This window comes from Heyndrickxia sp. FSL W8-0423 (assembly GCF_038009395.1).
GTDB lineage: Bacteria > Bacillota > Bacilli > Bacillales > Bacillaceae_C > Heyndrickxia > Heyndrickxia sporothermodurans.
The window spans coordinates 2,087,691-2,111,887 of sequence record NZ_JBBPBE010000001.1 but is presented as its reverse complement, the minus strand read 5'-3'; the positions used below and the strand labels follow the sequence as shown (position 1 = coordinate 2,111,887).

The following is a 24,197-nucleotide window of genomic DNA, read 5'->3' as shown; positions in this document are numbered from 1 at the left end:
TACTTTTTAACCGAGATATGATCTGTATTAATCAGGTTGAGAAATTTATACCATTATTATTCGAAATTAATAACAATTAAGGCTCTTATTGTTTATTATCTATAGGTAATATTACTTCAATCATTGTGCCCTTCTTATCACTCCAAAAATGAACGGTTCCATTATGGTTTTCAATGATTTGCTTTGAAATCATTATCCCCAATCCTGTTCCATTTTCTTTAGTTGTAAAAAATGGTTCACCTATTCGTTTTAAAATAGACTGTGGAATACCTATACCTGTATCTTTAAAGAAAATCTTCAACTTATTTGTACCTAGTTTTTTTATTTCAATTGTAACAATTCCGCCTTCTGGCATAGCTTCAATTGCGTTTTTCAAGAAATTAATGAACACTTGTTTTAACTGATTTCTATCACATTTCACTACTAGATCTTGATATTCATTAAGAATATAGATTTGGACATTATTCATTATTGCCTGTGTGTCAATTAACGTTTTGACCTCCTCAATTAAGGAACTCAAATTTTCTCGTTCAAATTTTAAATCTTGAGGTTTGGCAAGTATCAACAGTTCGCTAAGAATAAGTTCGATTCTGTCCATTTCTGACTGTATGATGCTGAAATAAGTCTTGTTATTTAATTGTGCTTCCATTAGCATTCCTGTAGATCGTTAAATATCAGGTTTGAAAAAAATAGAGCCCCTCAGTAAGATTATGAGTATAGACACTACTCTAACTCAGAACTTTAAGGAGGAAGCTCTAAATGAATTTTAAAATGCAAGACAAACAAAATCAACTCATAGAAAGAATTTCCGATACACATCTTATTGTAGGTGTGGATATCGCTCAACAAATACACATTGCAAGAGCAGTTAACTTCCGTGGAATTGTAGTTGGGGATCCTCTTACTTTTGAAAATAATGAAGAAGGATTTATTAAACTATTGAACTGGATCCAAGAGTTAAAAAGACTAAAGAACTTAGATGCAGTAATAGTAGGTATGGAGCCTACAGGACATTACTGGCTTAACCTATCAAAATGGTTATATAACCAAAACATTGAGGTAGTTACAGTCAATCCACACCTAGTAAAAAGAAATAAAGAGAATCGTGATAATACCCAATCCAAAAGTGATAAAAAAGATGCACTCGTTATCGCAGATATGGTTAAAAATGGATACTATTCCTTTATCCGACCAACGTCAGAGTCGTTTGAGAAACTTAGAGTTCTAATGTCTAATCGAGATGTGATTGTAAAACGTCTCGTAATGTCTATTAATCAAATAAATAGATGGGTTGATGTTGTCTTTCCAGAACTGCGACAAGTGTTTAAAGATGTTTCGTGCAAAGGGGCCATCGCAACCCTCCGTTTGTTTCCGACGCCAGATGAAATATCTTCAATGGAGTCACTAGATGTCATGACGGGATGGAAATCATTAATGAAAAGGCAACCAGGACTTAAAAAAGCTCAATTATTGATCAGTCTAGCAAAATCTTCAATTGGAACTGGACAAGCATTTGATGCTTATAAATTTCACTTAGAACAATTATTAGAAGAATATGACCTAGCAGTAAAACAACTCGAAAGGGTTGAACAACAAGTAAAAGAAGTCCTCAATCAAATATCATTCGCAAAGAAACTGCTTATGATAAAAGGTATAAGCGAAATCTCATTAGCAGGGATTTTAGGCGAAGCAGGTGATCTATCTGGATTTTCTCATGGAAATTCTCTGTTACGTCATGCAGGACTACACCTAGCTGAAGCAAGTTCAGGTAAATGGAAAGGGCAGATTGTCATTTCGAAACGTGGTAGGTCAAGACTTCGACGCTTCCTCTACTTAGCAACTATGAGCCTTGTGGTGAATAACCCTGAGTTTAAAGCTATCCATTCCCATAATGTGAGGGTTAAGAAGATAAAGAAAATGAAATCAATAATGAAACTGATAGGCAAACTAGCAAGGATTATTGTAGGAATAGCACGACGAAACGAATCTTACTGTCCAAATAAAGTCCAAGTATTAGCAGCATAAAAATAAACAATCGTTATATAAAATGTATCATTTAAAATACTTAACATAGATTTTGAATATTGTCTTATTCGTAGGATTTCAAATATGTACGGAGTACCAGGTTTCTCCAACAAAAGGGCAATGTGACCCATTCGATTTAGCATAACTGGCCTCCACCCCTTGGATAGGCATGACGAAGGAATGAGAGGGCGAATGACCCGTTGAGACATGGGAGGGAAAGCCTCCAGGGGCGGCGTGGAGATGTACATTATATGGTAAAATGTGGAGTAGTAGCTAACTCCTTTATTTAACTATGCCTTCACGGAGCCAAAATAAACTGAACTCATTTCATTTATCAACTAATTTAATTCAAGGGTTATGAAATCCTGCGAATAAGTGAGCATTTAAGAGATAAACGTATCAAACTGAGGGAGTTCCTGTTATATGGAAGGGATATATTATTGGCAAGCGTATCTGTCATATTCAAATTAAATCAATCAATCATAGTCAAGTAGATTTGTACCATATGTTTTTAAGAGAAGTGATTGGAAAGTTTCTATTATCTTATATTACATTTGGAGTTGCGACGATTGTTAGTATGGTTATTTTCCGCAAGGATAAGCGCGCGATTCATGATTTTATAGGTGGGACCTATGTGGCACATGTAGATTCTACAAACTTATAAAAAAATAGCCATATGGCTATTATCGGAAAAATGGTAGTTCTTTCACACCGACCATACGAGCATACATGAAAAGCTGTCCTTTATGATGGATTTCATGTTCATACATAATTGTAAGGTAATTCATCTTTGGTCCCTTTAGCTTCGGATGTGACGATTGATTTTCTGTTTGTAATTCATCGTCAGAAATGGATTCATAGGCTGTTTTCGTTTTTTCTGTGAACTGCTGTACTGCTTGGCGCACATCATCCATTGTTTGACATTCAGGTATGTCTGGTGCCGCAAAGGTTTCCGTTTTTACCATATTAACGAACACATCATTCCACCCAGCAATGTGTAAGGCGAGCTCACCTAGTCCCATCGCACCTTCCCACGGTTTAAAGTTAATATGCTCGTCATCAATTTGTGTGAGCATTTCCTCTAGCACATTTCGATGCTGTAACCATGCGTTCATCATTTGCTTGGCTTGTTTCATTTACATTCCCTCCTTTTATGTAAAAGATATTTCGGTATAAAGCAGATAAAATCCTTTAAATTTAATTCAATTAAATAATAGAAAAATGTATATAGTTCATTTTCATTTCCATGATACGATAAAGGTGGGATTTCAGGAGGGAGAACAACACATGGAAAATCGAAGCGCAACATTTAAAGGATCAAAGCATTTCCGACTAAATCAAGTTGCTGAGGGTGTATTTGCAGTAATCTCTGTTCCTGGTACCGGTTCTTTAGGGAATGCAGCAATCATAGATTTAGGTGATTCAACGCTTGTGGTGGATACTTTCACGACAATACAAGCTGCAGAAGATTTGCAGGCTGCTGCAATGTACCTCACGGGAAATCCAGTTTCCTATGTAGTCAACACGCATTGGCACAGTGATCATACGAGTGGGAATCAAGTGTTTATCACGAAAGCACAAATAATTTCTACCTCTATTACACGTGAAATTATGGCTACATTTGGAGAAAAACGGTTAGCCCAGCAACTATCAAACCCTCAACCAATCTATCAGGCTATTGACGAGGCTGAGAAGAAAGCACAGCAGGAGATGGATGAAAGGTTAAAAAAGGATATGGAATGGGAAAATGCTAGTGACAGAGAGTACATGAAAATGCTCCCCCATTTGGTGTATACATTACCGACGATGACCTTTGATCAACAGATGCGTATTTATGGTAGTGAGCGGACTGTACAGCTCATCACATATGGCGGCGGTCACACGCAAAGTGATGCATTCGTGTACCTACCTGAAGAAAAAATTGCTGTAATGGGGGATCTAGTGCTCTCTAAGCATCATCCAGTAATGAATCATGCAAATCCACAAGAATGGCTAAACATTTTGGGGCAAGTTGAATTACTTAGTATCGAAACAATAGTACCTGGGCATGGTGAAATTTGTTCAATGAAAGAGCTTCATGAGGTGAAAGGTTACATAAACGATATCGTAGCATTGGTGGAGGAACATGTTCAAAGTAAGAAAAGTATCGATGATATTTTAGTACCAAAAGCTTATCAAGATTGGTACTTTTCCACATATTTTAAGTCAAACTTGAAAAAAGTATATGATTTGATCACTAAATCAAACGACTAAAAAGGCGAATATAGCCACTCTTGAAGGGAAGTTGTTTAGTTAAATGAAACGCTATTTTACTAAATGCCTGTTTGGCTAAAATTTAAATGAAAAAGGAGCGATAAAAATATGGGAACTTGGGGTACAGGAATATTTGATGACGATACTACTTGTGAAGTGAAAGAAAATTTTATTGACTACTTGAATGAAGGAAAAACGGTTGAAGAAGCAGCTCAAATAATTTTAGAGGAATATTTTGATGAATTTAATATGGATGAAGACTTAGAGGTAATGTCCTTAGTATTCATTGGTCTTTCAGCGATACAAATGGAGAAAAACTGTCTTCAAGAACAAGTCCGTAGCAATACAATTAACTTAATTGAACGAGGTGCCGACCTTGAACTTTGGGAAGATGGCGATAATGGTTATGAAGAACGGAAAAAAGTGTTAAGTGAATTGAAGCAAAAACTAATGAACTTTTGACTTAAGTGACAGTACCGTCAGCTTCCTTCCGCAATCAAGTAAGAAGGGCCGTCCTAACAGCCCCTTGTTACGTTCATTCACTTATGATAAACGGAGAGATTTTTTCTAGTAAATCATCGCATGCATCTGAATGAATGCGAAGCAGTACGGGTTGAGTTAAATCGAGACTAAAGATTCCTAAAATTGATTTTGCATTCATTATGTAGCGTCCTTTGATAATATCAACCTCGAAATCATAGTCAGAAAGAATTTCTACTAATGTTTTTACATCATTGACCGCATCTAGTCTAATCGTTTTATTGATCATCATTGTCACCTCAATTGTTTATTTTTGGATTGACGATATTTTTCATTGGTAAGCCTTGCAGGTAATTTTTTAAATCCTCTAAACCAATTTCTACGGAGTTTCTCATTGTATCTGCGGAGGTTCCTGCGATATGTGATGTTAAGGTCACATTATTTAGCTTTAAAAACGGATGATCATTTGGTAAAGGCTCAATGTCATACACATCAATTGCCGCACCGCCGATATCTTTATTTTGTAGCGCATTTACTAATGCATTTGTATCTACTAATCCAGATCGTGCAGTGTTAATGAAGTAGGCTGTTTTCTTCATCTTTGAAAATTCCTTTTCGCTGAAGAAATGCTTTGTTTTTTCCGATAAACGTAAATGAACAGAAACAAAATCCGATTGCTTAAGTAGCTCTTCGAAAGTAACAGAAATGCATCCTGCTTCTTCAATTATTTTCGGATCAATATATGGATCATAAACAATGACTCTTGAACCGAAGCCTACTAATCTTTCATTTACCCGCTGGCCAATATGTCCAAATCCAACTAAGCCGACTGTACGAGTTCTCATGTCATGGATATACTCTTGGTTTATATAGTTTTTACACCATTGACCATCAAAAATCATTTTATGGCTTCTCGCAATATTTTTATTTTCTGCAATCATCATACCTACCGAAAAATCGGCGACCGCATGAGCGCTTCTCCAAGGTGCATTGATTAATGTAATTCCTTTTTCGGTAAGGGCAGTAAGATCAGCATTTTCTATTCCCCCACGGAGAACAGCTACCACTTTCAGTTTCTTTGCCGCATGAATAACCTCTTTATTAATTGAAGCAACATGGACAACAATAATATGCTTGTCTGCACAAGCCTCCAATAACGGTTGACAGGTAGGTGCGGCATCAATCCCGTTTAATTCAATTTGTAGCATCCGATCTGTAATGGGACCCATTGCATACATTTCTTTATCCTCAACTAATGTAATCTCCGCGCCATATTCTTCTAGTTCGTAAAATTGCTCCATTAATTCGTTAGTTATTCCACCATCGGATACTAGTAATATTTTTACTTTTTCCATTTCAGTCATCTCCAAAATTTGATTAATGCTGATGCTCTGCGACTCTTTGATTCTTCTGATTCCAATAGATATTCATTACTTCGATGAGCTGATGCCATTCTTGATATCTTTCATCATATAACTCAAAGGTGCTCGGATTTGGATGAATGGCTGGCAGGATTTTAACGGCTTTATTTACAGCATCATCATAATCTTTGTATAGACCTGTTGCGATTCCTGCTGCAATAGCAACACCTAAAGCACCAACCTCTTCACAATCGACTACTTCAATTGGAAGTTTGAGTACATCCGCAAAAATGCGTCCCCATACTCTGCTTCTTGCAATTCCTCCACTTAAACGGATTTTATTTGCTGGACAACCAGCGGATTTTAAGAAATCAATATGATGTCTATGCATAAAGGCAACACCTTCGGCAACCGCATAGGCAAACTCAGCATATGTCGTGTTTTGGTCAATGTTAAAAAAGTTTGCTTTTGCTTCCACATGGACACTTGGCTGAGCAACAAATGGATGGAAAAAGACCTTCGCTTTTTCGATCGGAACTAAATCGATTAGCTCATTTAACACCTCGTAATAGGAAACGCCTCTATTTTGTGCTTCCATTTTTGCACTGCCTCCTAAAACTCTAGTAAACCATTCATAGTTGGCACCTGAAGCACCTGTATAGGAGCAGTTTAAGTATTTTCCTTTTGTTAAATAGGGCATGTTCGCGGAAGCATTCGGAATAATCCTGTCTGAATGAGTTTCATTAATACACCAAGTACCGGCAATTGCTGTGATGACGCCTTCATTCGTTGCACCGCCACCAACTAAACAGGCCAAAATATCCATCATTCCTGCAACAACAGGTGTACCGCTTGATAATCCAGTAGAATTTTCAGCTTCAGGTGTAACCATTCCGATAATCTCTGTTGGTTCAATCGCTAATTTTGGTAGTTTATCAAACATCTCAGGAATTCCATATAAATCTAAGAGCTCTTTTGAGTACTCGAGAGTTTCGATATTTATCATATTGGATCCACCGAATACATTTGCATCGGTTGCAAAAACGCCTGTTAATTTGTACATAATATAATCTTTAAACATTAAGATTGAACCGATTTTGTTATAAATATGGGGCTCGTGTTCTTTATACCAGCGTAAAATAGGGCCAGGTTCTCCAGCAAATAGAGCTCCCTTTGTAATTTCATTAATTTTGTCCAAGGAGCCTTCTTTTTTGTATAGTTCTATGATGTCAGTCGCTCTGTAGTCATGTGAAAAAGCTCCAGGAGCAATAGAATTTCCATCCTTATCAAGAATGACAAGTCCATTTCCAAAGGAAGTAACTCCGATACCGACAATATCCTTTGAATGGATATTAGCCTTTTGTATCGTTTCTTTAATACATTTACTTGTTGATACCCATAGATCATCAACACCAAATTCTTCAAACCCTTTTCCTCTTACCTTAAATCTCATGCTTTCAGAACTTGCTGAGGCAATCACATTTCCGGCTTCATCGAATAAAACCGATTTAATGGAAGTAGAGCCAGCATCAATGCCCATTAAATACTTTGTCATCTTTCTCCCCCCAATTTCTTTTAAGAAAACCCTTACATTTTTAGAAAAAAAACAGCTAAAGACACCGTTCAATCAAACGGGGCTTTAGCTGAATTCTTATCACTATTCAACTTATCTATTTTGTTTTGATGGATAAGTGGTAAAATTCAATGTTATTAAAATTATTATACGATAAATGAAATTGAAGTCAATATTAAAAAAATAATCTATTAAATTGGAATAAATTGTATGAATCATCTATTTGAATGAAAAAATTTAATAACGAATAGGCGGTTGACAGGAAATATTTAACGAGATACCATAATGAATAAAGAAAGCGTTTTAATTTCTTAGGAAGTGAAATTGATGAATAATTGGCGTGACTCATTTCATATCATACCTTCTATTAGAAGAGTAAGAGATTTATCGTATGCGTTAACGTTAAATACAGATTATATTTTGTTGAGTGAGACACATATAGGTAATTTGAAAACGATGGTGGGAATGTGTCATAAAGCCAATAAAAAAGTCATTGTGAATATGGAATTAGTTGGTGGCTTAAACACGGATAAGGTCGGTATTAAGCTGCTCAATCAGCTTTTCAATGTTGATATTGTCATAGGATCAGGGTCTTCAAAGGTGAATATGGCGAAATCACTAGGTTTAACTACTATTCATAGAGTCACCTTGATGGATTCAAAATCATTGGATACGGCAATAAAATCGATCGGTGAATCGAAAACAGATCTTATTGAGCTAAGACCTGGTATATACGGTATTAAATATATAAATACAATAAAGCAAATACTTGATGTCCCCATGATATTAGGTGGGTTTGTAGACAATGAGGAAATATTAAACACCGCAAGAGAAGCAGGATTTAGTGGTGTTGCTACAAGCAGTAAGGATTTATGGAAATTAACAACAAAATAATAAGTTGAATGGTGAAATGAATTCGACTAGAGCCTAATGCAAGTTTGATTAGGCTTTAGTCGTTTTTTGTTTTTTTAAGGGGGTGAGCAGTCTATTCGTTACTTGTGATTTTCAGTATTATGTTCGAATTCATTATGTCAAATAGGGGGAAAAATATGTCGATATTTAATGAAATTATCAGTTTAGGTCCATCCGTTATGATGCCGATTATCTTTTTCATATTAGCTTTAGTTTTTCGCGTAAAAATTGGGAATGCATTTAAATCTGCCATGCTTGTTGGGGTGGGATTTGTTGGTATTGATTTAATTGTAACAACCTTGCTAAATAGTTTAGGACCTGCAACACAGGACATGGTTCAAAGATTTGGTTTGAAATTTACAGTAGTTGATGCTGGCTGGCCAACAGGTGCTTCGATTGGCTGGGCATCGCCATTAGTGCCGCTTGTTGTTGCAGGGGCCATTATTGTCAATATACTGATGCTTTTATTAAAACAAACGAAAACAGTTAATATCGATATCTTTAATTATTGGCTTTTATTATTACCTGGTGGAATGATCTATTATGTAACGAATAATATTGTGATTGCCTTTATTGCTTGCATGATTATGTATATCATCGCATTTATCATCGCTGATAAAACAGCTCCTAAAATACATGAAATGTATAAGATGAAGGGAGTATCCTTTGTACATGCGACATGCGGAGTTTTTGTCCCTGTAGGTATTCTAGTGAATGCCATCATTGAACGAATTCCAGGACTAAATAAAATTAATCTTAATCCAGATAGTATTACAAAAAAACTAGGTGTTCTTGGCGAACCTTTAGCATTGGCTACCTTTTTAGGTGCGGGGTTGGGAATCTTAGCGGGCTGGGATGCTGGCCATGTAATGAAGTTAGCCGTTACAGTCGCTGCGGTTATGCTTTTGCTTCCAAAAATGGTTGGTGTTGTAGTAGAAGGGGTAACGATTGTCCGAGAGGCAGCGGAAACGACCCTACAAAAGAAATTCCCAGGACGTGAATTTTATATAGGGATGGATACAGCATTATTAATTGCAGAACCTAGTATTCTAGCCACTGGATTTCTTTTAATTCCAGCAGCATTAATATTGGCTGTTATTTTACCAGGAAATAGAATGCTGCCTTTTGCGGATTTAGCATCTATCGTTTTCATTATTTCGATGGTAGCTCCTTTCTGTAAGAAAAATATGTTTAGAATCTTTTGTACAGGGCTTGTTATCCTGACCATTACCTTGTATGGAGGAACAGCCTTATCTGAGATTTACACAGCTGTAGCTGGAGAAGCGAATATTAGTCTTCCTGAAAATGTGAAATCACAGGAATTGGGAAATCTTGTTTCAAGCTATAATACTCCATTAGGTTGGGGATTAATTGAATTAGCCAAACTATTTGGAAAATAAGATACAATTATTAGGAGGTATTTATGATGAAAATTATTGGGATTGGAGATTTATTAATTCCAGAAAATTACATTTATGAAGGGTTTAAAATATTTGAAGAAGACAATTGTGAAGTGAAAACGATTCAGTGGAAAAATGAAAGCCATGAGGATCTTCAAAATATTAATCTACTAGTGGAAACGAAAGGAAGCGAAGCCTACGAAGTTCCTGACTATATTCTAGATTTTATTAAAGACGCGGACATTCTTATTACGCAATTTTGTCCAATAAACAAAAAAGTGATTGATTGCTGTGAGAATCTTAAAGCAATTGGAGTTTTAAGAGCTGGCTATGAAAATATTAATGTAGATTACGCGAAAGAAAAAGAAGTTGTTGCCTTTAACACACCTGGTAGAAATGCCAATGCGGTTGCCGATTTTGCTGTCGGTCTGTTATTAAGCGAGTGCAGAAACATTGCGAAAAGCCATCTAAATATGAAAAAAGGTCACTGGATTAGAGACTATGCCAATTATGAATCGGTCCCTGATCTATCAGGAAAAACAGTTGGGATAGTAGGATACGGGGAGATTGGTAGAAAAGTAGCCCAACGATTAAAAGGGTTTGAGATGAATATTATTGCGTATGATCCGTATTTTTCGGGTCAAGATGAAATTGCTCAGCTAGTGTCCTTAGAAGAATTGATGCAGCAATCCGATTTTGTGTCCCTGCATACACGTCTAACAAAAGAAACAGAAAAAATGATCAATCGTGATTTAATCAGCTTGATGAAACCAACAGCTTATTTAATTAATACGGCACGATCTGGATTAATTGATGAGGATGCACTATATCAAGCGTTAAAGGATAAGAAAATTATTGGTGCTGCCTTAGATGTTTTTGACAAGGAGCCAACTGGCGAGGATTATCCATTAGTAACTCTTGATAATGTAACAGTTACACCACATCTATCAGGTGGAACTATTGATGCATTTACGAATTCACCAAAGCTATTAGCAAAAGAAATGCGAAAGCTTTTCACTGGTGAACTTTCAAGAAATGTCGTAACCAAGGAATTGTTTCTCAAGAAATTTGCAAATAAGAATGAAGGATAGAGACCATATCTTATTGATGAAGAGGAGTTTGCAGCTATGGATTTTGGTTTAAAAGGAAAAACAGCGTTAGTAACTGGTGGAGGATCTGGTCTAGGGAAAGCGATTTGTGAAATTCTTGCTCAAGAAGGAACGAACGTCGTTGTACATTATCGTTCGAACGAAGAAAGCGTGCTCCGTTTCGTAGAGCATTTAAATGAAACATATGAAGGGAAATCAATGGCTGTTAAAGGGGATATGTCTGAAGAAAGTGATTTGGACAATCTTTTTGATACAGCTTGTAAACATTATCAAAAGATTGATATTTTAGTGAACAATGCCGGCATTTGGCCAAAAGCATATGTGAAAGATATGTCTGTAAGTGAATTTGAGAACACTATGAAAATTAATTTACAATCCCCTTTCATTTTGTGCAAAAAAATGATCAATCATTTAATTGATCAAGAACGAAAAGGAAAAATTATTAATATCGTGTCACAGGCAGCTTTTCATGGTTCAACCTCTGGTCATGCCCACTATGCTGCTTCAAAGGGAGGACTCGTTACATTTACGGTTTCTTTAGCTCGGGAGGTAGCTAAGCATGGCATCAATGTGAATGCTGTAGCACCGGGAATTATGGAAACACCGATGATTACTGCCAATATGAGTGAAGAAATGATTAAGAAATCGTATCACGAGCGAATACCATTGCAGCGTATTTCCACACCAGAGGAAGTTGCCTATACGGTAGCTTTCCTTGCCTCTAATAAAACAGATTATATTACTGGAGCTACGATAGATGTAACCGGTGGAATGTTAATGAGATAAAATGGAATGGAGATGGACTCAATGTTAGTAACACTTAAAGAATTATTAGCAGATGCAAAAGAAAAAAAATATGCGGTTGGTTCATTTAATACTCCTAATCTAGAAACGGCACGTGCCGTTATTGCAGCAGCAGAAGAATTAAATGTACCTGTCATTATTGCCCATGCAGAAGTACATAATGATTTAATTTCTCTAGACGTTATGGGACCGATTATGGTTCAATTAGCGAAACAGGCAAAGGTTCCTGTTTGTGTTCATTTGGATCATGGCTCTTCCTTCGATGCCTGTGTGAAAGCCATGCATCTCGGCTTTACTTCAGTCATGTATGATGCTTCTGCTAAAAGCTTCGAGGAAAATGTGAATGAAACGAAGGAAATTGTGAAAATTGCTCATTCATTAGGAGTTTCTGTTGAAGCTGAATTAGGTCATATTTTCACATCGTCCATTGGTGGTGGAGAAGGTCGGGGACCACTAGGTGCAGAAGACTTTAATAGTTTAGATGATGCATATACGAACCCGGATTTGGCTAAGGAGTTTGTCGAAAGAACACAAGTAGATGCTTTAGCGATCGCGTTTGGAACGACACATGGTGTCTATTTAACAAAGCCTGAGCTAGATTTAAATAGAATTACAGAAGTAAAAAATAAGATTGATATTCCTTTTGTCATGCATGGTGGATCAGGATTATCTGAGGCAGAATTTAAAGAGGCCATCAATAATGGAATAACCAAAATTAATTATTTCACATATATGACGATGGCTGGTGGAAAAAGTGTCGTAGACTTTGTGCAAGATATGAAAGAAAAAAATGAAACTGTCTTTTTCCATGATATCGCACTGGTAGCTGAAGCTGGAATTAAGGAAAATGTAAAAGAAGCGTTAAGAGTGTTTACGAATAGATAATAAAAAGGAAGACTCTGATTATCTCCATCAGGGTCTTTTTCATATCAAGAAGGATTTTTTACAAGAAAAAAGAATGATAAAGAGAGGATAACGCTTTTTCTAATGAAAAGGAGAGAGACAATTGACTTATCCAAATGTAAAAGTGACTTACCGCGTTCAAAGAATAATAGAAAACACGGAGAGAGAAGCTGCTGATAAGGTAGTATCTCCTGAACATATATGGATCGCTTGCTTACAAGAAAGGTCAGGTATACTTGGAGAAATTCGATTGAGATGTAACCTTCACATCTCGCATATTGAAGTGTCTCCATCTAAACCGAAAAAAAGTCCGTATTTTAACAAGCCTGTATCAGCGGAAGTTATGCAAGTGATGGAAATAGCAGAAGCGTATATGCGAAGATATAAGCAAATCTATTTAAATGTCGGCCATTTATTAAAAGCGTTGGTTGCAACGAAAGTATTGGATCACTATTTAACTAAGGAAGACAAACAAACCATTTTACAGCTTGGAACAACAGCAAGAGATATGATTACTCATCTTGGGACATACACATTTCCTACTTTACCAACTTATTCGATTCGAAAAGTAATTCAGAGTGATGAGCAATCATTAGTCGCTTTTGTTAAACAGCATTTTTCAGAGGAATGGTCTCATACGGTAAAAACGGGATTTGAAGCTGAAAATCCATCTATTTATCTAGCATTTAATAAGGAAAATGAAATAATTGGCTTTGCTTGCTTTGACACGTATCAGAAGAAAAAAGGATATTTTGGACCAATGGGAGTTTCTACTGCGAATCGAATCAGTGGTGTCGGACATGCACTTTTACATCATTGCTTAAGAGATATGAAGGACATTGGTTATGAGTATGCCATTATTGGTGGCGCGGGACCGATTGAGTTTTATGAAAAGGCATGTCAGGCGGTTATTATTCCATCAAGACTTGTGGTAATAAGTCAAGAGAAAATCCATAAAAAATAAAGTTGATTTTGGACTTTCAAAGGAAAAAAAGGCGCACTGAACTAAACCCGCACCATCACAAGAACGCTTGTTCGGGTTTGCTGAAAGGATTCAAAAGCAGCTATTTGCTTTTGAGTTACACGCTCCTTTTTGGCGTGTAGAGTTGGTGATTGCGTAGTAGCACATCCACCAAACGCACTAATTTTCTTGCAGTCATGACAAGGGCTCTTTTGTGTTGAAATTTCGGAACTTCTTTATACTTCTTTAAGTAAAATTCACGATAGGCGGGTTCATTTCGTTGGACCGAGTTGGCAGCTTCAACTAAGTAATAACGAAGATACTGATTTCCCGACATGACTCGTGGTGTTCGTTCCGATTCATAGTCGCCTGATTGCGATTTTTTCCAGAAGAGACCGGCATATTTAGCTATTTGCGCTTGTGTTTCAAATCGATCAATTTGACCGATTTCGGCGATAATCCCTGCCGCATAAACCGGACCAATACCCGGCACGCTTTTCAAGCACTGTCCTTCTGGAATAATGTGAAATAGGGACTCAATCCCTTTTTCTAACTCTTTGACCTGGTTTTTAAGTGTTTGAATGAGTTTGGCATAGGTGGCCAATACGACATCAACGGAGTCCTGTACGACCTTGCCTAAACGGTAGGAGTCACGAATCGCCTTTTGGATGGATTTCGCAACTTTTTCTGGCTGACGAAAGCGACCTTTTCCTCTCTCTTGAAGGAACTCAGCCAGCTCTTCCAGCTCCATCTGAGCGATCTCATCCAGCGAAAAGGATTCAGCGAACAACTCCATCATGGTCGAACCAAAAACAGAAGTATCTACTTCATTGGTCAATGTATTGCACTTGTAATAGAGATTTTCAAGGAAATGCTGCTTACACTCGGTCAATTGATGAATGACCTGATAACGAGAACGCGTTAAACGCTGAAGGGCAACATACTTTTCTTCCTTGATGATGGTTTTATTATAGCGCCCAAACCGAAGAAAGTCGGCAATCCGAAATGCATCAATTTTATCGGTTTTATCTTCTTCAAATAAGCCTTTAAACCGATGGATCGCCTTTGGATTTTGAACCACCACTTCCACCCCAATCCGTTTTAAGTCGGCATCGTTATCTAAAAGATGCGCAGGGTGAAAGCTATACACAGAGGTGGATTCCATGCCGACAATGATTTTTTCGTAATGGGATTGTCCATGATAAGCTAAGATATTTTCTTTAATCTGGTTCGCTCCATGAATATCGTTTGGAAAAGTCGTTTCTTTTAAACGTGTGTCTTCGCTGTCCAGAAAACACACATCAAGTTTTTTAGAGCTTACATCAATACCTACAAATAAATTCACGGAAAGGACCTCCTTTCATTTGATTATGGAATAAGCTTGGATACTGCGGGATATCCCTAGAAACAATGGTCTGGCAACAGCCTCGCGTATGAGTATTCAAAAGGTGCGTCTCTAAAAGCTGCCCCAATGTCCACTAACATTGGTATAGAAATACACCGATACAGCTTGTGTGTTTGCAGTACAACCATTGTCTGGGTCACAGTCTTTAATCGTAGTCGAACTACAGGAGGAAACAGCATATTCCCAGTTGGATCCATTCCAATGTCTATTATCCAGGGATATCCCCCAGTATCCAAGCAATTCGGGTTGTGCTATTTATGAATATAAAGAGAGAGCAGCATTGCCTCCATCATAGATAGCAATATCTTAATTATTTAGTTATCAAAGAACAATAAAAGCAATTTCTAAAACTTATTATACGAGGAGGAATGGAGATGACATTTTGTTTAGGTACAGTTTCTATTGCTTTTATTCTTCTAAGTAAAGAACTGATTCTCGCCTCTAATTCTTTCATACTGAATGGCTTCGTTATATAATCATCTGCACCGGTATCAAGACCTATTACTTTATCATCTTCCTGTGCTTTCGCTGTTAGCATAATGATTCCAATTCGTTGATTCTTTTTTCGAATTTCTTTGCACACCTCAAACCCATCGATCCCGGGAAGCATGACATCTAGAAGTGCGATATCGATATCGGGATGTGCATGAAATATTTCTAACGCTTCTTCTCCAGTTTCTGCTTCATATACGGTTAAATTTGCCTTTTTTAAATTTAAACTAATAAAACTTCTAATCGACATTTCATCTTCTAACAAAAGAATCGAGGACATCCAATAAACCTCCTTTTCAATTCATTCTATTGTTATTATAAAATAATAAGAAAACCCCCACAAACATGGAGGCATTGTACAATGATTGTTTTAAAACTGAATTGGTATAATGTTTTGCTTAATTTTTTTAAATGTATATCCATTCTTTTTAAAATAATTTAATAGTTTTGGAAGACTGTTAATCGTTTCTGCCCGATCATGGAGTAAAATGACTGGGGTTATGTTTTTGCTTTCTAAATTTTCGACTTGTTGAATAACCTCGTTTATATAACGACCATTCTTAAATTTCCAGTCCATACTATCCACATTCCAGTCCCACAATATAAATCCTGCGTTATCTACCGCCGCTTTATATTTTGGCGTCATATATGGATAGCTCCCATATGGAGTTCTTATTAGTCTAGTAGACTTACCAGTTATTTCTTTGAGTGTATGATTGGCTGTATCCATTTCATTTACAACTGAATGACTTGATGCATAAATTTTCTTCGCATCATGGGTGACTCCATGAAGTCCAATGGAAAATCCCCGTTTTACCGCATCCTTTGCCTCTTTTGAAAATCTTTTTATATTAGGCTCTAACCAAAAGAATGTAGCATCTGCCTTATATTTTTCCAATGTATTCATTAAATCTTCTATTCTATTAGAAGGACCGTCATCAAATGTTAAGTAAATTACTTTTTCCTCGGAAGGTTTTACAATTGGAATAGAAGGCTTTTTATATATTTTGGACGATGTTTTTTCTTTTTTTTCAGAAGTTTGATGTTTTTCTACGCTTTTTTTATCCTTTGATGTTCCAGTATTTTTTTCTTCATGGCTTTTTTTCGTTTTATTGACGTTTTCTTTCGCCATCGCTGCAACAACAGCCGTTTGTTCTGTAAGTTGTTTTTTATGAAATTGAAACCCTACCGTAATAGAGGCAATGATTACAATTAAACTAAATAATGTAATTTTTCCTCTTCTATTAAGCCTCCGCATTTTCATTTGTCCGCCCTACCACCTAAAATGATTAATATAATTTAAGTATAAGACATATTTCCTACAAAGGGTGACAAAGAAGTTACAATTTTATGCGGATAAAAAAACTTCCGTAGGTGAGCTCTCCGTTCTAACAAGGCTCTTATTCTCTTATTGTTTATTATCTATAGGTAATATCACTTCAATCATCGTTCCCTTCTTATCACTCCAAAAATGAACGGTACCATTATGGTTTTCAATGATTTGCTTTGAAATCATGATCCCCAATCCTGTTCCATTTTCTTTAGTTGTAAAGAATGGTTCACCTATTCGTTTAAAAATAGACTGTGGAATACCAATACCTGTATCTTTAAAGAATATCTTCAACTTATTCTCACCTAGTTTTTTCATTTCAATCGTAACAAGTCCGCCTTCTGGCATAGCTTCAATTGCGTTTTTCAAGAAATTAATGAACACTTGTTTTAGCTGATTTCTATCACATCTCACTACTAGATCTTGATATTCATTAACAATATAGATTTGGACATTATTAATTATTGCCTGTGTGTCAATTAACGTTTTGACCTCCTCAATTAAAGAATTTAAATTTTCTCGTTCAAATTTTAAATCTTGAGGTTTTGCAAGAATCAACAGTTCACTAAGAATAAGTTCGATTCTGTCCATTTCTGACTGTATGATGCTGAAATAAGTTTTGTTATTTATTTGTGCTTCCATTAGTTGGAGAAATCCTTTTATAGCCGTCAATGGGTTACGAACTTCGTGTGCAATCCCAGCAGCAAGCTGTCCGGCAATCGTTAGCTTTTCCGAGTTGTGTAAAAGTTCTTGAGTTTTTTTACGTTCGGTAATATCTCGAATGATCACATGGATTGCCGGTTCATTTTGAAAGAATGTCGGAATACTTTTTATTTCGGCTGTAAAAGTCGATCCATCCATTCGGATAATTTCGTACTCCGAAAAATTCGTTGTTTCCCCTTTAGAAATCAACATCATTCTTTCTTTTGCTTTCGTATGATAGCCTGTAGGAATAAAATCCAGTATTGATTTTTGAATTACATCCTTTGCATGGTTAGCTTTTAATAAATTTATTCCCATTTCGTTAATAAAAAGAATTTTATCATTTTTCGCCATTACTATTGCATCCGGGGATTTTTCGACTATATCCCGATATGCCTTTCTCCAAGTGCATAGCTCTTCTTCAGCCTTCACATGCTCAGTAATATCCCGAATGACACTCACTACTTCCGAAATGTTTTGTGTATCACGGTCCATGACTGGTTTACAAATTGACTCTACCCAGGCATAACTGCCATCCTTTCTTAGAAAACGATAAGTTCCCCTATTGCACTCAAGGTTTGTTATTAATTTTTCGCGATCGCAAAAAGCTTTTTCCTTATCATCCTTATGTATCAAAATCGAAAGATGTTTTCCCACTAATTCATCAGATTGATATCCGAGTATAGTTTGACAAGAAGGGGATATGTAAAAAATGTTTCCCATTATATTGGTCGTTAACATGATATCCATCACATTTTCTGACATTACTCTATGGAAATCTTCAATCTTTCTGATCTCTTCCTTTTTTTTATTTAAATGTGTGATGTCTTTTGCAATCATTTGTATTCCAACAATTTGTCCTTCAACGGCTATGGGGATATTCATAACATTTAAATCTGTAATCTCACCGAATTTATTTTTTATTTTACAATCAAAATGATGATATTGCCCAAGTACTGATTTATAGAAGTAATTCAAATAATTATCCAAATCTTCCATTTGAATAAGAGATTGAAAGGTTATTTTTTTTAACTCTTCATTTGTATAACCTGTTAATCGTTCGAAAGATGAATTCATTTCCACAGAAAGACCGCTTAAATCTAATATTAAAATAGCGTCAACGTTTGATGTAAATAATTTTTCCTTTCTGAAATCATTTACATATTTCTCTAATACATTCCTCTTTTTACTTTTCATTACTTCTACGGGACTGTTCATCTCTCTACCAGTTCCTTTCCTTTTTTATGTATAAATAAAAGCCAAGATAGGAACTGCCCCACCTTGGCTTACATGCTTTGAGGATTCTTATCTTAAATAATCTTTTTTAAAAGAAAAGTATAAATTTTCATGTCAACAGTCTTACAAAGTATCGTGCAATTTCCAGATCGAGGGGGGGCTGATCAAGGCGTTTCCGCTTTTCTTACTTGTAACCAATATTATCATAAAATAGTACCTGCTCTTTATTTCTTTTTGCATTGCTGAACTTTTCTCCTATATTGAAATAATATCATGAATTCCTAGATATCTCCTTGGTTTAACGTTTCATATATTATGGGTACTCTTCACAATACGACTTAGGTAAGGGGGGCATAAAGATGTGTTGAACAATTATCGGTATTTTACTTGCTAAAAAAACCAACTGTTCTATTCTAATTAGTACAGTTGGTTTCGTTGATCTTATTTAATAGCCTAATTATTTTTATTTGCTAATTTAGCATGATCTTTCGACTAATGGTACTTCACAATCTTTTGTTTTATATAAGTTCAACCAAATTGATTCATCATTTTATTTTTGCTACACCAATTGCAAAATGACTCCAAAGTACATCCTCAATAAATTCCGCTTGTGTTTCTTCACAATCAACAATTAAAATTATTTCAGAATGTTTGCCTTTTAAAACTCTTTTATTTTTCTTTACAACCAATTCGATAAAAAGCCGAATAGCAAAGCCGATTACAAACCCAACAAATGCACCTATCAGGCCCCAATATATTGGACCCCATGCTAATTTAAATCCTATACTTGCTCCAATAACTGATAAAGCTGTGGCAAGCCCCATCCCTATATCGATAAGTGATGTTCCATCTGAGCGATGCAACGTATCAAAAATTTTACGATCTTCTGCCCGATTATCCAGTGAAACAGCAAATATGTTTTCTTTTTGGATCCCTTTCTTTTCTAAGGTTGAAATGGCCATTTCTAAAAATCCAGTTGTTTCAAATGTGGAAAATACCTGCAAAATGATTCACTTCACTTTTTGTCCTTTTAGTATTTGGAAACCCTTCGATTGATAATTCTCGGTTAAATGATTTCTTAAGTCTTTATCAAAAAGTTTATTATTCTCAACTGTATTCATATAAGAATCATAAATAGCAAACCCATAGTGTGAAGGAATAAAAAGGAGCCATTCAGGATTTAACACCGCGGTTGCTTCTTTTACTTTACCTAAAAACAAAAACACAACAGCTTCTTGAATATGCGAACAATAATAAAAAATAACTAACCATATAATGACAAAGAAAGCAGTTAAAATTCTATGAATATAGAGCTGTCCTAAACCAGGGATAAACAAAGACCACATCACAGCAACAACTGGATTTCGCTTATCCAGATAGTTAATCTCTAATGCACCTATCGAATAAGAATTATAACGATGTTCCTCTCGCTCGGCTAACACATAAACTCTGTTCATATCTACTGTTATCCGATAACTGTCCCAAATAGCAAAAAGATAAACGGGAATATACATAAGAAGCCACCTTGTGTCTAATACCTCTTTTGCCATACTGATATTCCCCTGAAAGGAATAAATCATTGAAGCATTAACATGCGCGTTAATATTGACGATAACTTCCCAAATAAATAATGCATACCCTCTAAGATATTTAGATAAAAGCAAATGCCCGAATCCAGGGAATGCTGCTGACCACCAAGCAATAATATAAGGATTTCTTAAATGCAGTTGAGTTGTCCCTAAAATACTAACATGGGCTTTATATCTTCTGGCGGTGTTGTCATTCGTATAGTTGTTCACTAAATCCACCTTTATAAAAAATATTTATTTCATCATAGTTTTCCACATATTAGTTTGTTTATTACCTGTGTAAAATTTACCGCCACCCTAACTTTTTTAACTCTAGAACTATAGCAGATGAAAAAACTCCCCAAGTTATACTTAGGAAGTTTTCATCATTACAATCACCTATTCTACAATTTTAACTAAATTCGCCATTTCAATCGCGGATACTGCAGCATCCCAGCCTTTATTTCCTGCTTTTGTACCTGCTCTTTCAATTGCTTGCTCAATGGAATCAGTTGTTAATATCCCGAAAATGACTGGAATTCCTGTATTTAATGAAATAGCTGCTACTCCTTTTGCCGCTTCATTACATACATAATCAAAATGTGGTGTAGATCCCCTAATAACCGTTCCTAATGTGATTACCGCGTCATACTTGTCCGTTTTCGCTAATTTCTGTGCAACTAATGGGATTTCAAATGCACCCGGAACCCACGCAACATCCACATCGTCTTCATTTACACCATGTCGTTTAAGTGCGTCAATTGAACCGCTTAGCAGCTTATTCGTAATAAATTCATTAAATCTACCTACGACAATTCCAATTTTCAATCCTGATCCTACTAAATTTCCTTCAAAAATTGTTCCCATTTTAAAAGCCTCCCTATAATTAGATAATACTTCCTACTCTTTCGATTTCTTTCCGATAATTGATTAAGTCTTGAATCGTAATCATTTTCAGCTGAAATTGATCCGCTATCATACGCAAATCATTGACTCTTGCCATCGTTCCATCTTCTTTAATCACTTCACAGATGACTCCTGCAGGCGACGCCCCGGCTAGTTTCGCTAAGTCTACTGCGGCTTCAGTATGTCCTGCTCTTTTTAATACACCGCCGTCTTTTGCGATTAGTGGGAATACGTGACCTGGTCGTTTGAAATCAGATGGCATCGCTTTTCCATTCACTAACGACTGAATCGTCATTGAGCGTTCCATTGCTGATATACCTGTCGTGGTTGAAATATGGTCAATACTAATCGTAAAAGCTGTTCCAAATGGATCGGTATTTTCTTCAGTCATTGGATTTAATCGTAGACTTTTTGCAATTTTTTCTTCTAACGGAACACAGACGAGACCTTTTCCGTATGTAATCATGAAATTAATGACAGCAGGTGTGGCTTTGTCAGCTAAAGCGATAAAATCACCTTCGTTTTCTCGATTTTCATCATCACAAACGATGATTACATTTCCTGCCTTTAATTCATGTATTGCTTCTTCTATTGAATCAAACATATCCATCACTCCTTATGCAAAGCCATTTTTTTGTAACATGTCATAGGTTATTGCTGTTTTATTTTCTTCTTGCGTATCCGAAAATCGAGAATGAACGAAATGCTCAATATATTTTCCAAGCATATCGCATTCGATATTTACTAGGTCTCCTACTCCTTTCTCACTTAGAATCGTTTCAGATAGCGTATGAGGGATTAATGAAATTGTAAAAGTAGAATCGCTCACTTCAAAAACCGTCAAACTAGTTCCGTCAATTGCAACGGATCCTTTTAAAATCGTGTATTTGATGATCTCGGCATCTGCTTTGATTTCATAATATCGGGCATTGGAAACGTTTTTTATGTTCTTTATCGTTCCAACTCCTTCCACATGCCCTGAAACGAAATGGCCGCCAAATCTACCTTGCGAAGACATTGCTCGTTCAAGATTTACTTTTGATCCATTTTTTAGTTCTATTAAACTAGTAGATTTTATTGTTTCAGGCATGACATCTAAATGAAACTCATCGTTGGAAAATGAGGTAACCGTCAAACATACTCCATTAACGGAAATACTGTCTCCATTGTGCATATCCTTCATTATTTTGTTAGCATGAATTGTTAATTCGATTGATTGAGCCGATTGTTTGATATTTTTCACACGACCAATTTCTTCGATAATTCCGGTAAACATCTTCATTCACCACCTTTACATGGGAGTTGCTGTAATTCGAATATCTTTTCCAATCATTTTAACGTCGGTAATATCAACATTCATGGCATCCTCTATTTCTTTGATTCCTTCTCCACCAAACGAAGTAGGGGCAGTTTTTCCTCCAATTAGTTTTGGTGCAATATAAGTTATCATTTGTTGAAATGCCCTTTCCTTTAAAAAGCTGCCATGTACTTCTGCTCCACCCTCGACAAAAATAGAGCATATCCCTTTTTCTGCTAAAAGTTTTAGCATAGGCTTTATTTCTATCGTTGGTGTTTGCATGTTAATGATTTGAACACCTTTGTTTTGATAAGTAACTTTTCTTTTCTCGTCCACATGCATGCTTGTAACAATCCATGTTTCCTCATCCTGTTGCTCCATTACTTTTGCATCGATAGGGGTTCGAAGATGGGTATCAAGGATAATTCTTACAGGATTTTTCCCGCCACCGTTTAATCTTGTTGTTAAACTTGGATTATCTTTAATAATCGTATTGACCCCTACTAGAATCGCATCATGAATATGCCGGAAATAATGGACATCCTCTCTTGCCTCCTGACTTGTAATCCATTTACTCCTCCCAGTTTTTGTTGCTGTTTTCCCATCTAGACTTGTTGCCGATTTCAAAGTGACAAAAGGCAAACCCGTTCGGATGAAATGAAAGAATACTTGATTCAGTTGGGTGGCTTCTTTTTCGAGTAAACCGACCTCTACATTTATTCCAGCTGCTTTCATCGTCTCGATTCCTTCTCCGGCCACTTTCGGATTTGGATCTTTTGTTGCAATCACTACTCTTTTTATCCCCGATTCAATCAATAGCTTTGAACATGGAGGGGTTTTTCCAAAATGGCTGCAAGGTTCAAGGGTGACATACATCGTTGCGTCTTTCGTTCTCCCTTTGGCCATTTGAATGGCATGTACTTCAGCATGTGAATCCCCTGCTTTGACATGTGCACCGATCCCAACTACTTGGTTGTTTTTTACAATCACTGCCCCGACGGCTGGATTAGGAGTGGTTTGACCTTTCGTACTTTTTGCAATATCGATGGCTAGTTGCATGTAGTATTGGTCATTCATTTTATAAGCTCCTTACTTAAAATAGAAAATAAAAAACCCCTAAAGAATGAACTTCTTCAGGGGTTACGTGTTTTTGGGTATAGGAAATAAAGGTGAAGAATAGACTTTTCCTTTCCAAATTTATGTATAGTTAAAAAAGGTATGATATTTCATCAAACCATTTTTTTACACAATAAGAAAGAAAGGTAGAGATAGCCATCTTACCAATACTTTTTATTTTTTCCTTCTCCCATCCAGACTTTAACTGTCGGCTCCGGAGTTTCACCAGATCCACCGTTTAACAATTGTTAACCGGGTCACGGACTAAGAAGCATTGCAGCTTCATCACCGCCGGTAGGGAATTTCACCCTGCCCCGAAGGATAGTATTTATTTTAGTGACAATTATACAGAAAAAAAATAAAT

The 24,197-nt window shown here is 36.2% G+C and carries 23 protein-coding genes, 3 pseudogenes and 1 riboswitch; of the genes and pseudogenes, 10 read left to right on the top strand and 16 right to left on the bottom strand.

Features of this window, described 5'->3' with window-relative positions:
• Positions 1-85: 85 nt before the first annotated feature.
• Positions 86-598, bottom strand: a complete 513-nt coding sequence (locus MKY81_RS10695) for an ATP-binding protein (RefSeq protein WP_341117758.1) — start codon at positions 596-598, stop codon at positions 86-88.
• A gap of 161 nt (positions 599-759) precedes the next feature.
• Between MKY81_RS10695 and MKY81_RS10690 the strand changes: the two genes are divergently transcribed.
• Entirely contained in the window at positions 760-2,025 is a 1,266-nt protein-coding gene (locus MKY81_RS10690; RefSeq protein WP_341117757.1) for an IS110 family transposase, read from the top strand.
• Here MKY81_RS10690 and MKY81_RS10685 read toward each other — a convergent pair.
• The gene (locus tag MKY81_RS10685) at positions 1,989-2,168 is read right to left on the bottom strand and encodes a hypothetical protein (protein WP_341117756.1); all 180 of its coding nucleotides are present in this window, start codon (positions 2,166-2,168) and stop codon (positions 1,989-1,991) included. The genes MKY81_RS10690 and MKY81_RS10685 overlap by 37 nt on opposite strands.
• A 275-nt stretch (positions 2,169-2,443) precedes the next feature.
• Between MKY81_RS10685 and MKY81_RS10680 the strand changes: the two are divergent.
• A pseudogene (locus MKY81_RS10680) lies at positions 2,444-2,689 on the top strand (RDD family protein); the annotation flags it as partial.
• Between the two features lie 19 nt (positions 2,690-2,708).
• On the opposite strand, the gene MKY81_RS10675 reads toward MKY81_RS10680, so the two are convergent.
• Positions 2,709-3,161, bottom strand: coding sequence for a DinB family protein (locus MKY81_RS10675; RefSeq protein WP_341117755.1), 453 nt, complete (start codon positions 3,159-3,161; stop codon positions 2,709-2,711).
• A 151-nt stretch (positions 3,162-3,312) separates the two neighbouring features.
• Between MKY81_RS10675 and MKY81_RS10670 the strand changes: the two genes are divergently transcribed.
• Together MKY81_RS10670 and MKY81_RS10665 are read left to right on the top strand one after the other, a co-directional pair.
• A complete protein-coding gene (locus MKY81_RS10670; RefSeq protein WP_341117754.1) occupies positions 3,313-4,278 on the top strand; it encodes an MBL fold metallo-hydrolase in 966 nt (321 codons plus the stop codon).
• 108 nt (positions 4,279-4,386) lie between these two features.
• A complete protein-coding gene (locus tag MKY81_RS10665; RefSeq protein WP_341117753.1) occupies positions 4,387-4,740 on the top strand; it encodes a MarR family transcriptional regulator in 354 nt (117 codons plus the stop codon).
• A 73-nt stretch (positions 4,741-4,813) separates the two neighbouring features.
• On the opposite strand, the gene MKY81_RS10660 is transcribed toward MKY81_RS10665, so the two are convergent.
• Genes MKY81_RS10660 through MKY81_RS10650 form a run of 3 tightly spaced genes read right to left on the bottom strand, consistent with a single transcriptional unit; the run spans position 4,814 to position 7,674 of the window.
• On the bottom strand, positions 4,814-5,047 hold the full coding sequence (locus MKY81_RS10660; protein WP_341117752.1) for an HPr family phosphocarrier protein: 234 nt from the start codon (positions 5,045-5,047) through the stop codon (positions 4,814-4,816).
• A gap of 10 nt (positions 5,048-5,057) precedes the next feature.
• Positions 5,058-6,113 carry a 2-hydroxyacid dehydrogenase gene (locus MKY81_RS10655; RefSeq protein ID WP_341117750.1) on the bottom strand — a complete coding sequence of 352 codons (1,056 nt, stop codon included), beginning with the start codon at positions 6,111-6,113 and terminating at the stop codon, positions 5,058-5,060.
• A 22-nt stretch (positions 6,114-6,135) separates the two neighbouring features.
• Positions 6,136-7,674, bottom strand: coding sequence for an FGGY-family carbohydrate kinase (locus MKY81_RS10650; protein WP_341117748.1), 1,539 nt, complete (start codon positions 7,672-7,674; stop codon positions 6,136-6,138).
• 345 nt (positions 7,675-8,019) lie between these two features.
• Between MKY81_RS10650 and MKY81_RS10645 the strand changes: the two genes are divergently transcribed.
• The 6 genes from MKY81_RS10645 to MKY81_RS10620 all read left to right on the top strand — a co-directional run bounded on the left by MKY81_RS10645 (position 8,020) and on the right by MKY81_RS10620 (position 13,784).
• Positions 8,020-8,586, top strand: coding sequence for a glycerol-3-phosphate responsive antiterminator (locus MKY81_RS10645; protein ID WP_341117747.1), 567 nt, complete (start codon positions 8,020-8,022; stop codon positions 8,584-8,586).
• Between the two features lie 155 nt (positions 8,587-8,741).
• Positions 8,742-10,004 (top strand): PTS galactitol transporter subunit IIC, encoded by a 1,263-nt coding sequence (locus MKY81_RS10640; protein ID WP_341117746.1) that lies wholly within the window; start codon positions 8,742-8,744, stop codon positions 10,002-10,004.
• 23 nt (positions 10,005-10,027) lie between these two features.
• Positions 10,028-11,095, top strand: coding sequence for a 2-hydroxyacid dehydrogenase (locus MKY81_RS10635; RefSeq protein ID WP_341117744.1), 1,068 nt, complete (start codon positions 10,028-10,030; stop codon positions 11,093-11,095).
• Between the two features lie 36 nt (positions 11,096-11,131).
• Complete coding sequence (locus tag MKY81_RS10630) at positions 11,132-11,899, top strand: SDR family NAD(P)-dependent oxidoreductase (RefSeq protein ID WP_341117742.1); 768 nt, start codon at positions 11,132-11,134, stop codon at positions 11,897-11,899.
• Positions 11,900-11,920: 21 nt separating this feature from the next.
• Positions 11,921-12,802 (top strand): class II fructose-bisphosphate aldolase, encoded by an 882-nt coding sequence (locus MKY81_RS10625; RefSeq protein ID WP_341117741.1) that lies wholly within the window; start codon positions 11,921-11,923, stop codon positions 12,800-12,802.
• A gap of 121 nt (positions 12,803-12,923) precedes the next feature.
• Positions 12,924-13,784, top strand: coding sequence for a GNAT family N-acetyltransferase (locus tag MKY81_RS10620; RefSeq protein WP_341117740.1), 861 nt, complete (start codon positions 12,924-12,926; stop codon positions 13,782-13,784).
• A 115-nt stretch (positions 13,785-13,899) separates the two neighbouring features.
• Here MKY81_RS10620 and MKY81_RS10615 read toward each other — a convergent pair whose 3' ends face one another.
• From MKY81_RS10615 to ribD, 10 genes and pseudogenes are all read right to left on the bottom strand, one after another.
• Complete coding sequence (locus MKY81_RS10615; RefSeq protein ID WP_108073350.1) at positions 13,900-15,126, bottom strand: IS110 family transposase; 1,227 nt, start codon at positions 15,124-15,126, stop codon at positions 13,900-13,902.
• A 421-nt stretch (positions 15,127-15,547) separates the two neighbouring features.
• Positions 15,548-15,958 (bottom strand): annotated as a pseudogene (locus tag MKY81_RS10610) (response regulator transcription factor); the annotation flags it as partial.
• Positions 15,959-16,048: 90 nt separating this feature from the next.
• Positions 16,049-16,942 (bottom strand): polysaccharide deacetylase family protein, encoded by an 894-nt coding sequence (locus MKY81_RS10605; RefSeq protein ID WP_108071959.1) that lies wholly within the window; start codon positions 16,940-16,942, stop codon positions 16,049-16,051.
• Between the two features lie 144 nt (positions 16,943-17,086).
• The gene (locus MKY81_RS10600; protein ID WP_341117739.1) at positions 17,087-18,907 is read right to left on the bottom strand and encodes a PAS domain S-box protein; all 1,821 of its coding nucleotides are present in this window, start codon (positions 18,905-18,907) and stop codon (positions 17,087-17,089) included.
• A gap of 584 nt (positions 18,908-19,491) precedes the next feature.
• Complete coding sequence (locus MKY81_RS10595; protein ID WP_341117737.1) at positions 19,492-19,950, bottom strand: hypothetical protein; 459 nt, start codon at positions 19,948-19,950, stop codon at positions 19,492-19,494.
• Positions 19,951-19,956: 6 nt separating this feature from the next.
• The gene (locus tag MKY81_RS10590) at positions 19,957-20,745 is read right to left on the bottom strand and encodes a hypothetical protein (RefSeq protein ID WP_108071965.1); all 789 of its coding nucleotides are present in this window, start codon (positions 20,743-20,745) and stop codon (positions 19,957-19,959) included.
• A gap of 168 nt (positions 20,746-20,913) precedes the next feature.
• Positions 20,914-21,381 (bottom strand): 6,7-dimethyl-8-ribityllumazine synthase, encoded by a 468-nt coding sequence (gene ribH / locus MKY81_RS10585; RefSeq protein WP_108071967.1) that lies wholly within the window; start codon positions 21,379-21,381, stop codon positions 20,914-20,916.
• 34 nt (positions 21,382-21,415) lie between these two features.
• Positions 21,416-22,024 (bottom strand): annotated as a pseudogene (gene ribB, locus MKY81_RS10580) (3,4-dihydroxy-2-butanone-4-phosphate synthase); the annotation flags it as partial.
• Between the two features lie 12 nt (positions 22,025-22,036).
• Positions 22,037-22,696 carry a riboflavin synthase gene (ribE, locus tag MKY81_RS10575; protein ID WP_066235248.1) on the bottom strand — a complete coding sequence of 220 codons (660 nt, stop codon included), beginning with the start codon at positions 22,694-22,696 and terminating at the stop codon, positions 22,037-22,039.
• Positions 22,697-22,711: 15 nt separating this feature from the next.
• Positions 22,712-23,794, bottom strand: a complete 1,083-nt coding sequence (gene ribD, locus MKY81_RS10570) for a bifunctional diaminohydroxyphosphoribosylaminopyrimidine deaminase/5-amino-6-(5-phosphoribosylamino)uracil reductase RibD (protein WP_066235243.1) — start codon at positions 23,792-23,794, stop codon at positions 22,712-22,714.
• A 217-nt stretch (positions 23,795-24,011) separates the two neighbouring features.
• A riboswitch (FMN riboswitch) is annotated at positions 24,012-24,159 on the bottom strand.
• Between the last annotated feature and the right edge of the window lie 38 nt (positions 24,160-24,197).

What these genes read in the sequence shown, in the direction of transcription:
- MKY81_RS10690 (WP_341117757.1), top strand. Translation starts at nt 760, where the DNA reads ATGAATTTTAAAATGCAAGACAAACAAAATCAACTCATAGAAAGAATT.
- MKY81_RS10605 (WP_108071959.1), bottom strand. Translation starts at nt 16,942, where the DNA reads ATGAAAATGCGGAGGCTTAATAGAAGAGGAAAAATTACATTATTTAGT.
- MKY81_RS10600 (WP_341117739.1), bottom strand. Translation starts at nt 18,907, where the DNA reads ATGAAAAGTAAAAAGAGGAATGTATTAGAGAAATATGTAAATGATTTC.
- MKY81_RS10675 (WP_341117755.1), bottom strand. Translation starts at nt 3,161, where the DNA reads ATGAAACAAGCCAAGCAAATGATGAACGCATGGTTACAGCATCGAAAT.
- MKY81_RS10640 (WP_341117746.1), top strand. Translation starts at nt 8,742, where the DNA reads ATGTCGATATTTAATGAAATTATCAGTTTAGGTCCATCCGTTATGATG.
- ribE (WP_066235248.1), bottom strand. Translation starts at nt 22,696, where the DNA reads ATGTTTACCGGAATTATCGAAGAAATTGGTCGTGTGAAAAATATCAAA.
- MKY81_RS10660 (WP_341117752.1), bottom strand. Translation starts at nt 5,047, where the DNA reads ATGATCAATAAAACGATTAGACTAGATGCGGTCAATGATGTAAAAACA.
- ribD (WP_066235243.1), bottom strand. Translation starts at nt 23,794, where the DNA reads ATGAATGACCAATACTACATGCAACTAGCCATCGATATTGCAAAAAGT.
- ribH (WP_108071967.1), bottom strand. Translation starts at nt 21,381, where the DNA reads ATGGGAACAATTTTTGAAGGAAATTTAGTAGGATCAGGATTGAAAATT.
- MKY81_RS10650 (WP_341117748.1), bottom strand. Translation starts at nt 7,674, where the DNA reads ATGACAAAGTATTTAATGGGCATTGATGCTGGCTCTACTTCCATTAAA.
- MKY81_RS10685 (WP_341117756.1), bottom strand. Translation starts at nt 2,168, where the DNA reads ATGCTAAATCGAATGGGTCACATTGCCCTTTTGTTGGAGAAACCTGGT.
- MKY81_RS10670 (WP_341117754.1), top strand. Translation starts at nt 3,313, where the DNA reads ATGGAAAATCGAAGCGCAACATTTAAAGGATCAAAGCATTTCCGACTA.
- MKY81_RS10625 (WP_341117741.1), top strand. Translation starts at nt 11,921, where the DNA reads ATGTTAGTAACACTTAAAGAATTATTAGCAGATGCAAAAGAAAAAAAA.
- MKY81_RS10645 (WP_341117747.1), top strand. Translation starts at nt 8,020, where the DNA reads ATGAATAATTGGCGTGACTCATTTCATATCATACCTTCTATTAGAAGA.
- MKY81_RS10695 (WP_341117758.1), bottom strand. Translation starts at nt 598, where the DNA reads ATGGACAGAATCGAACTTATTCTTAGCGAACTGTTGATACTTGCCAAA.
- MKY81_RS10635 (WP_341117744.1), top strand. Translation starts at nt 10,028, where the DNA reads ATGATGAAAATTATTGGGATTGGAGATTTATTAATTCCAGAAAATTAC.
- MKY81_RS10655 (WP_341117750.1), bottom strand. Translation starts at nt 6,113, where the DNA reads ATGGAAAAAGTAAAAATATTACTAGTATCCGATGGTGGAATAACTAAC.
- MKY81_RS10665 (WP_341117753.1), top strand. Translation starts at nt 4,387, where the DNA reads ATGGGAACTTGGGGTACAGGAATATTTGATGACGATACTACTTGTGAA.
- MKY81_RS10630 (WP_341117742.1), top strand. Translation starts at nt 11,132, where the DNA reads ATGGATTTTGGTTTAAAAGGAAAAACAGCGTTAGTAACTGGTGGAGGA.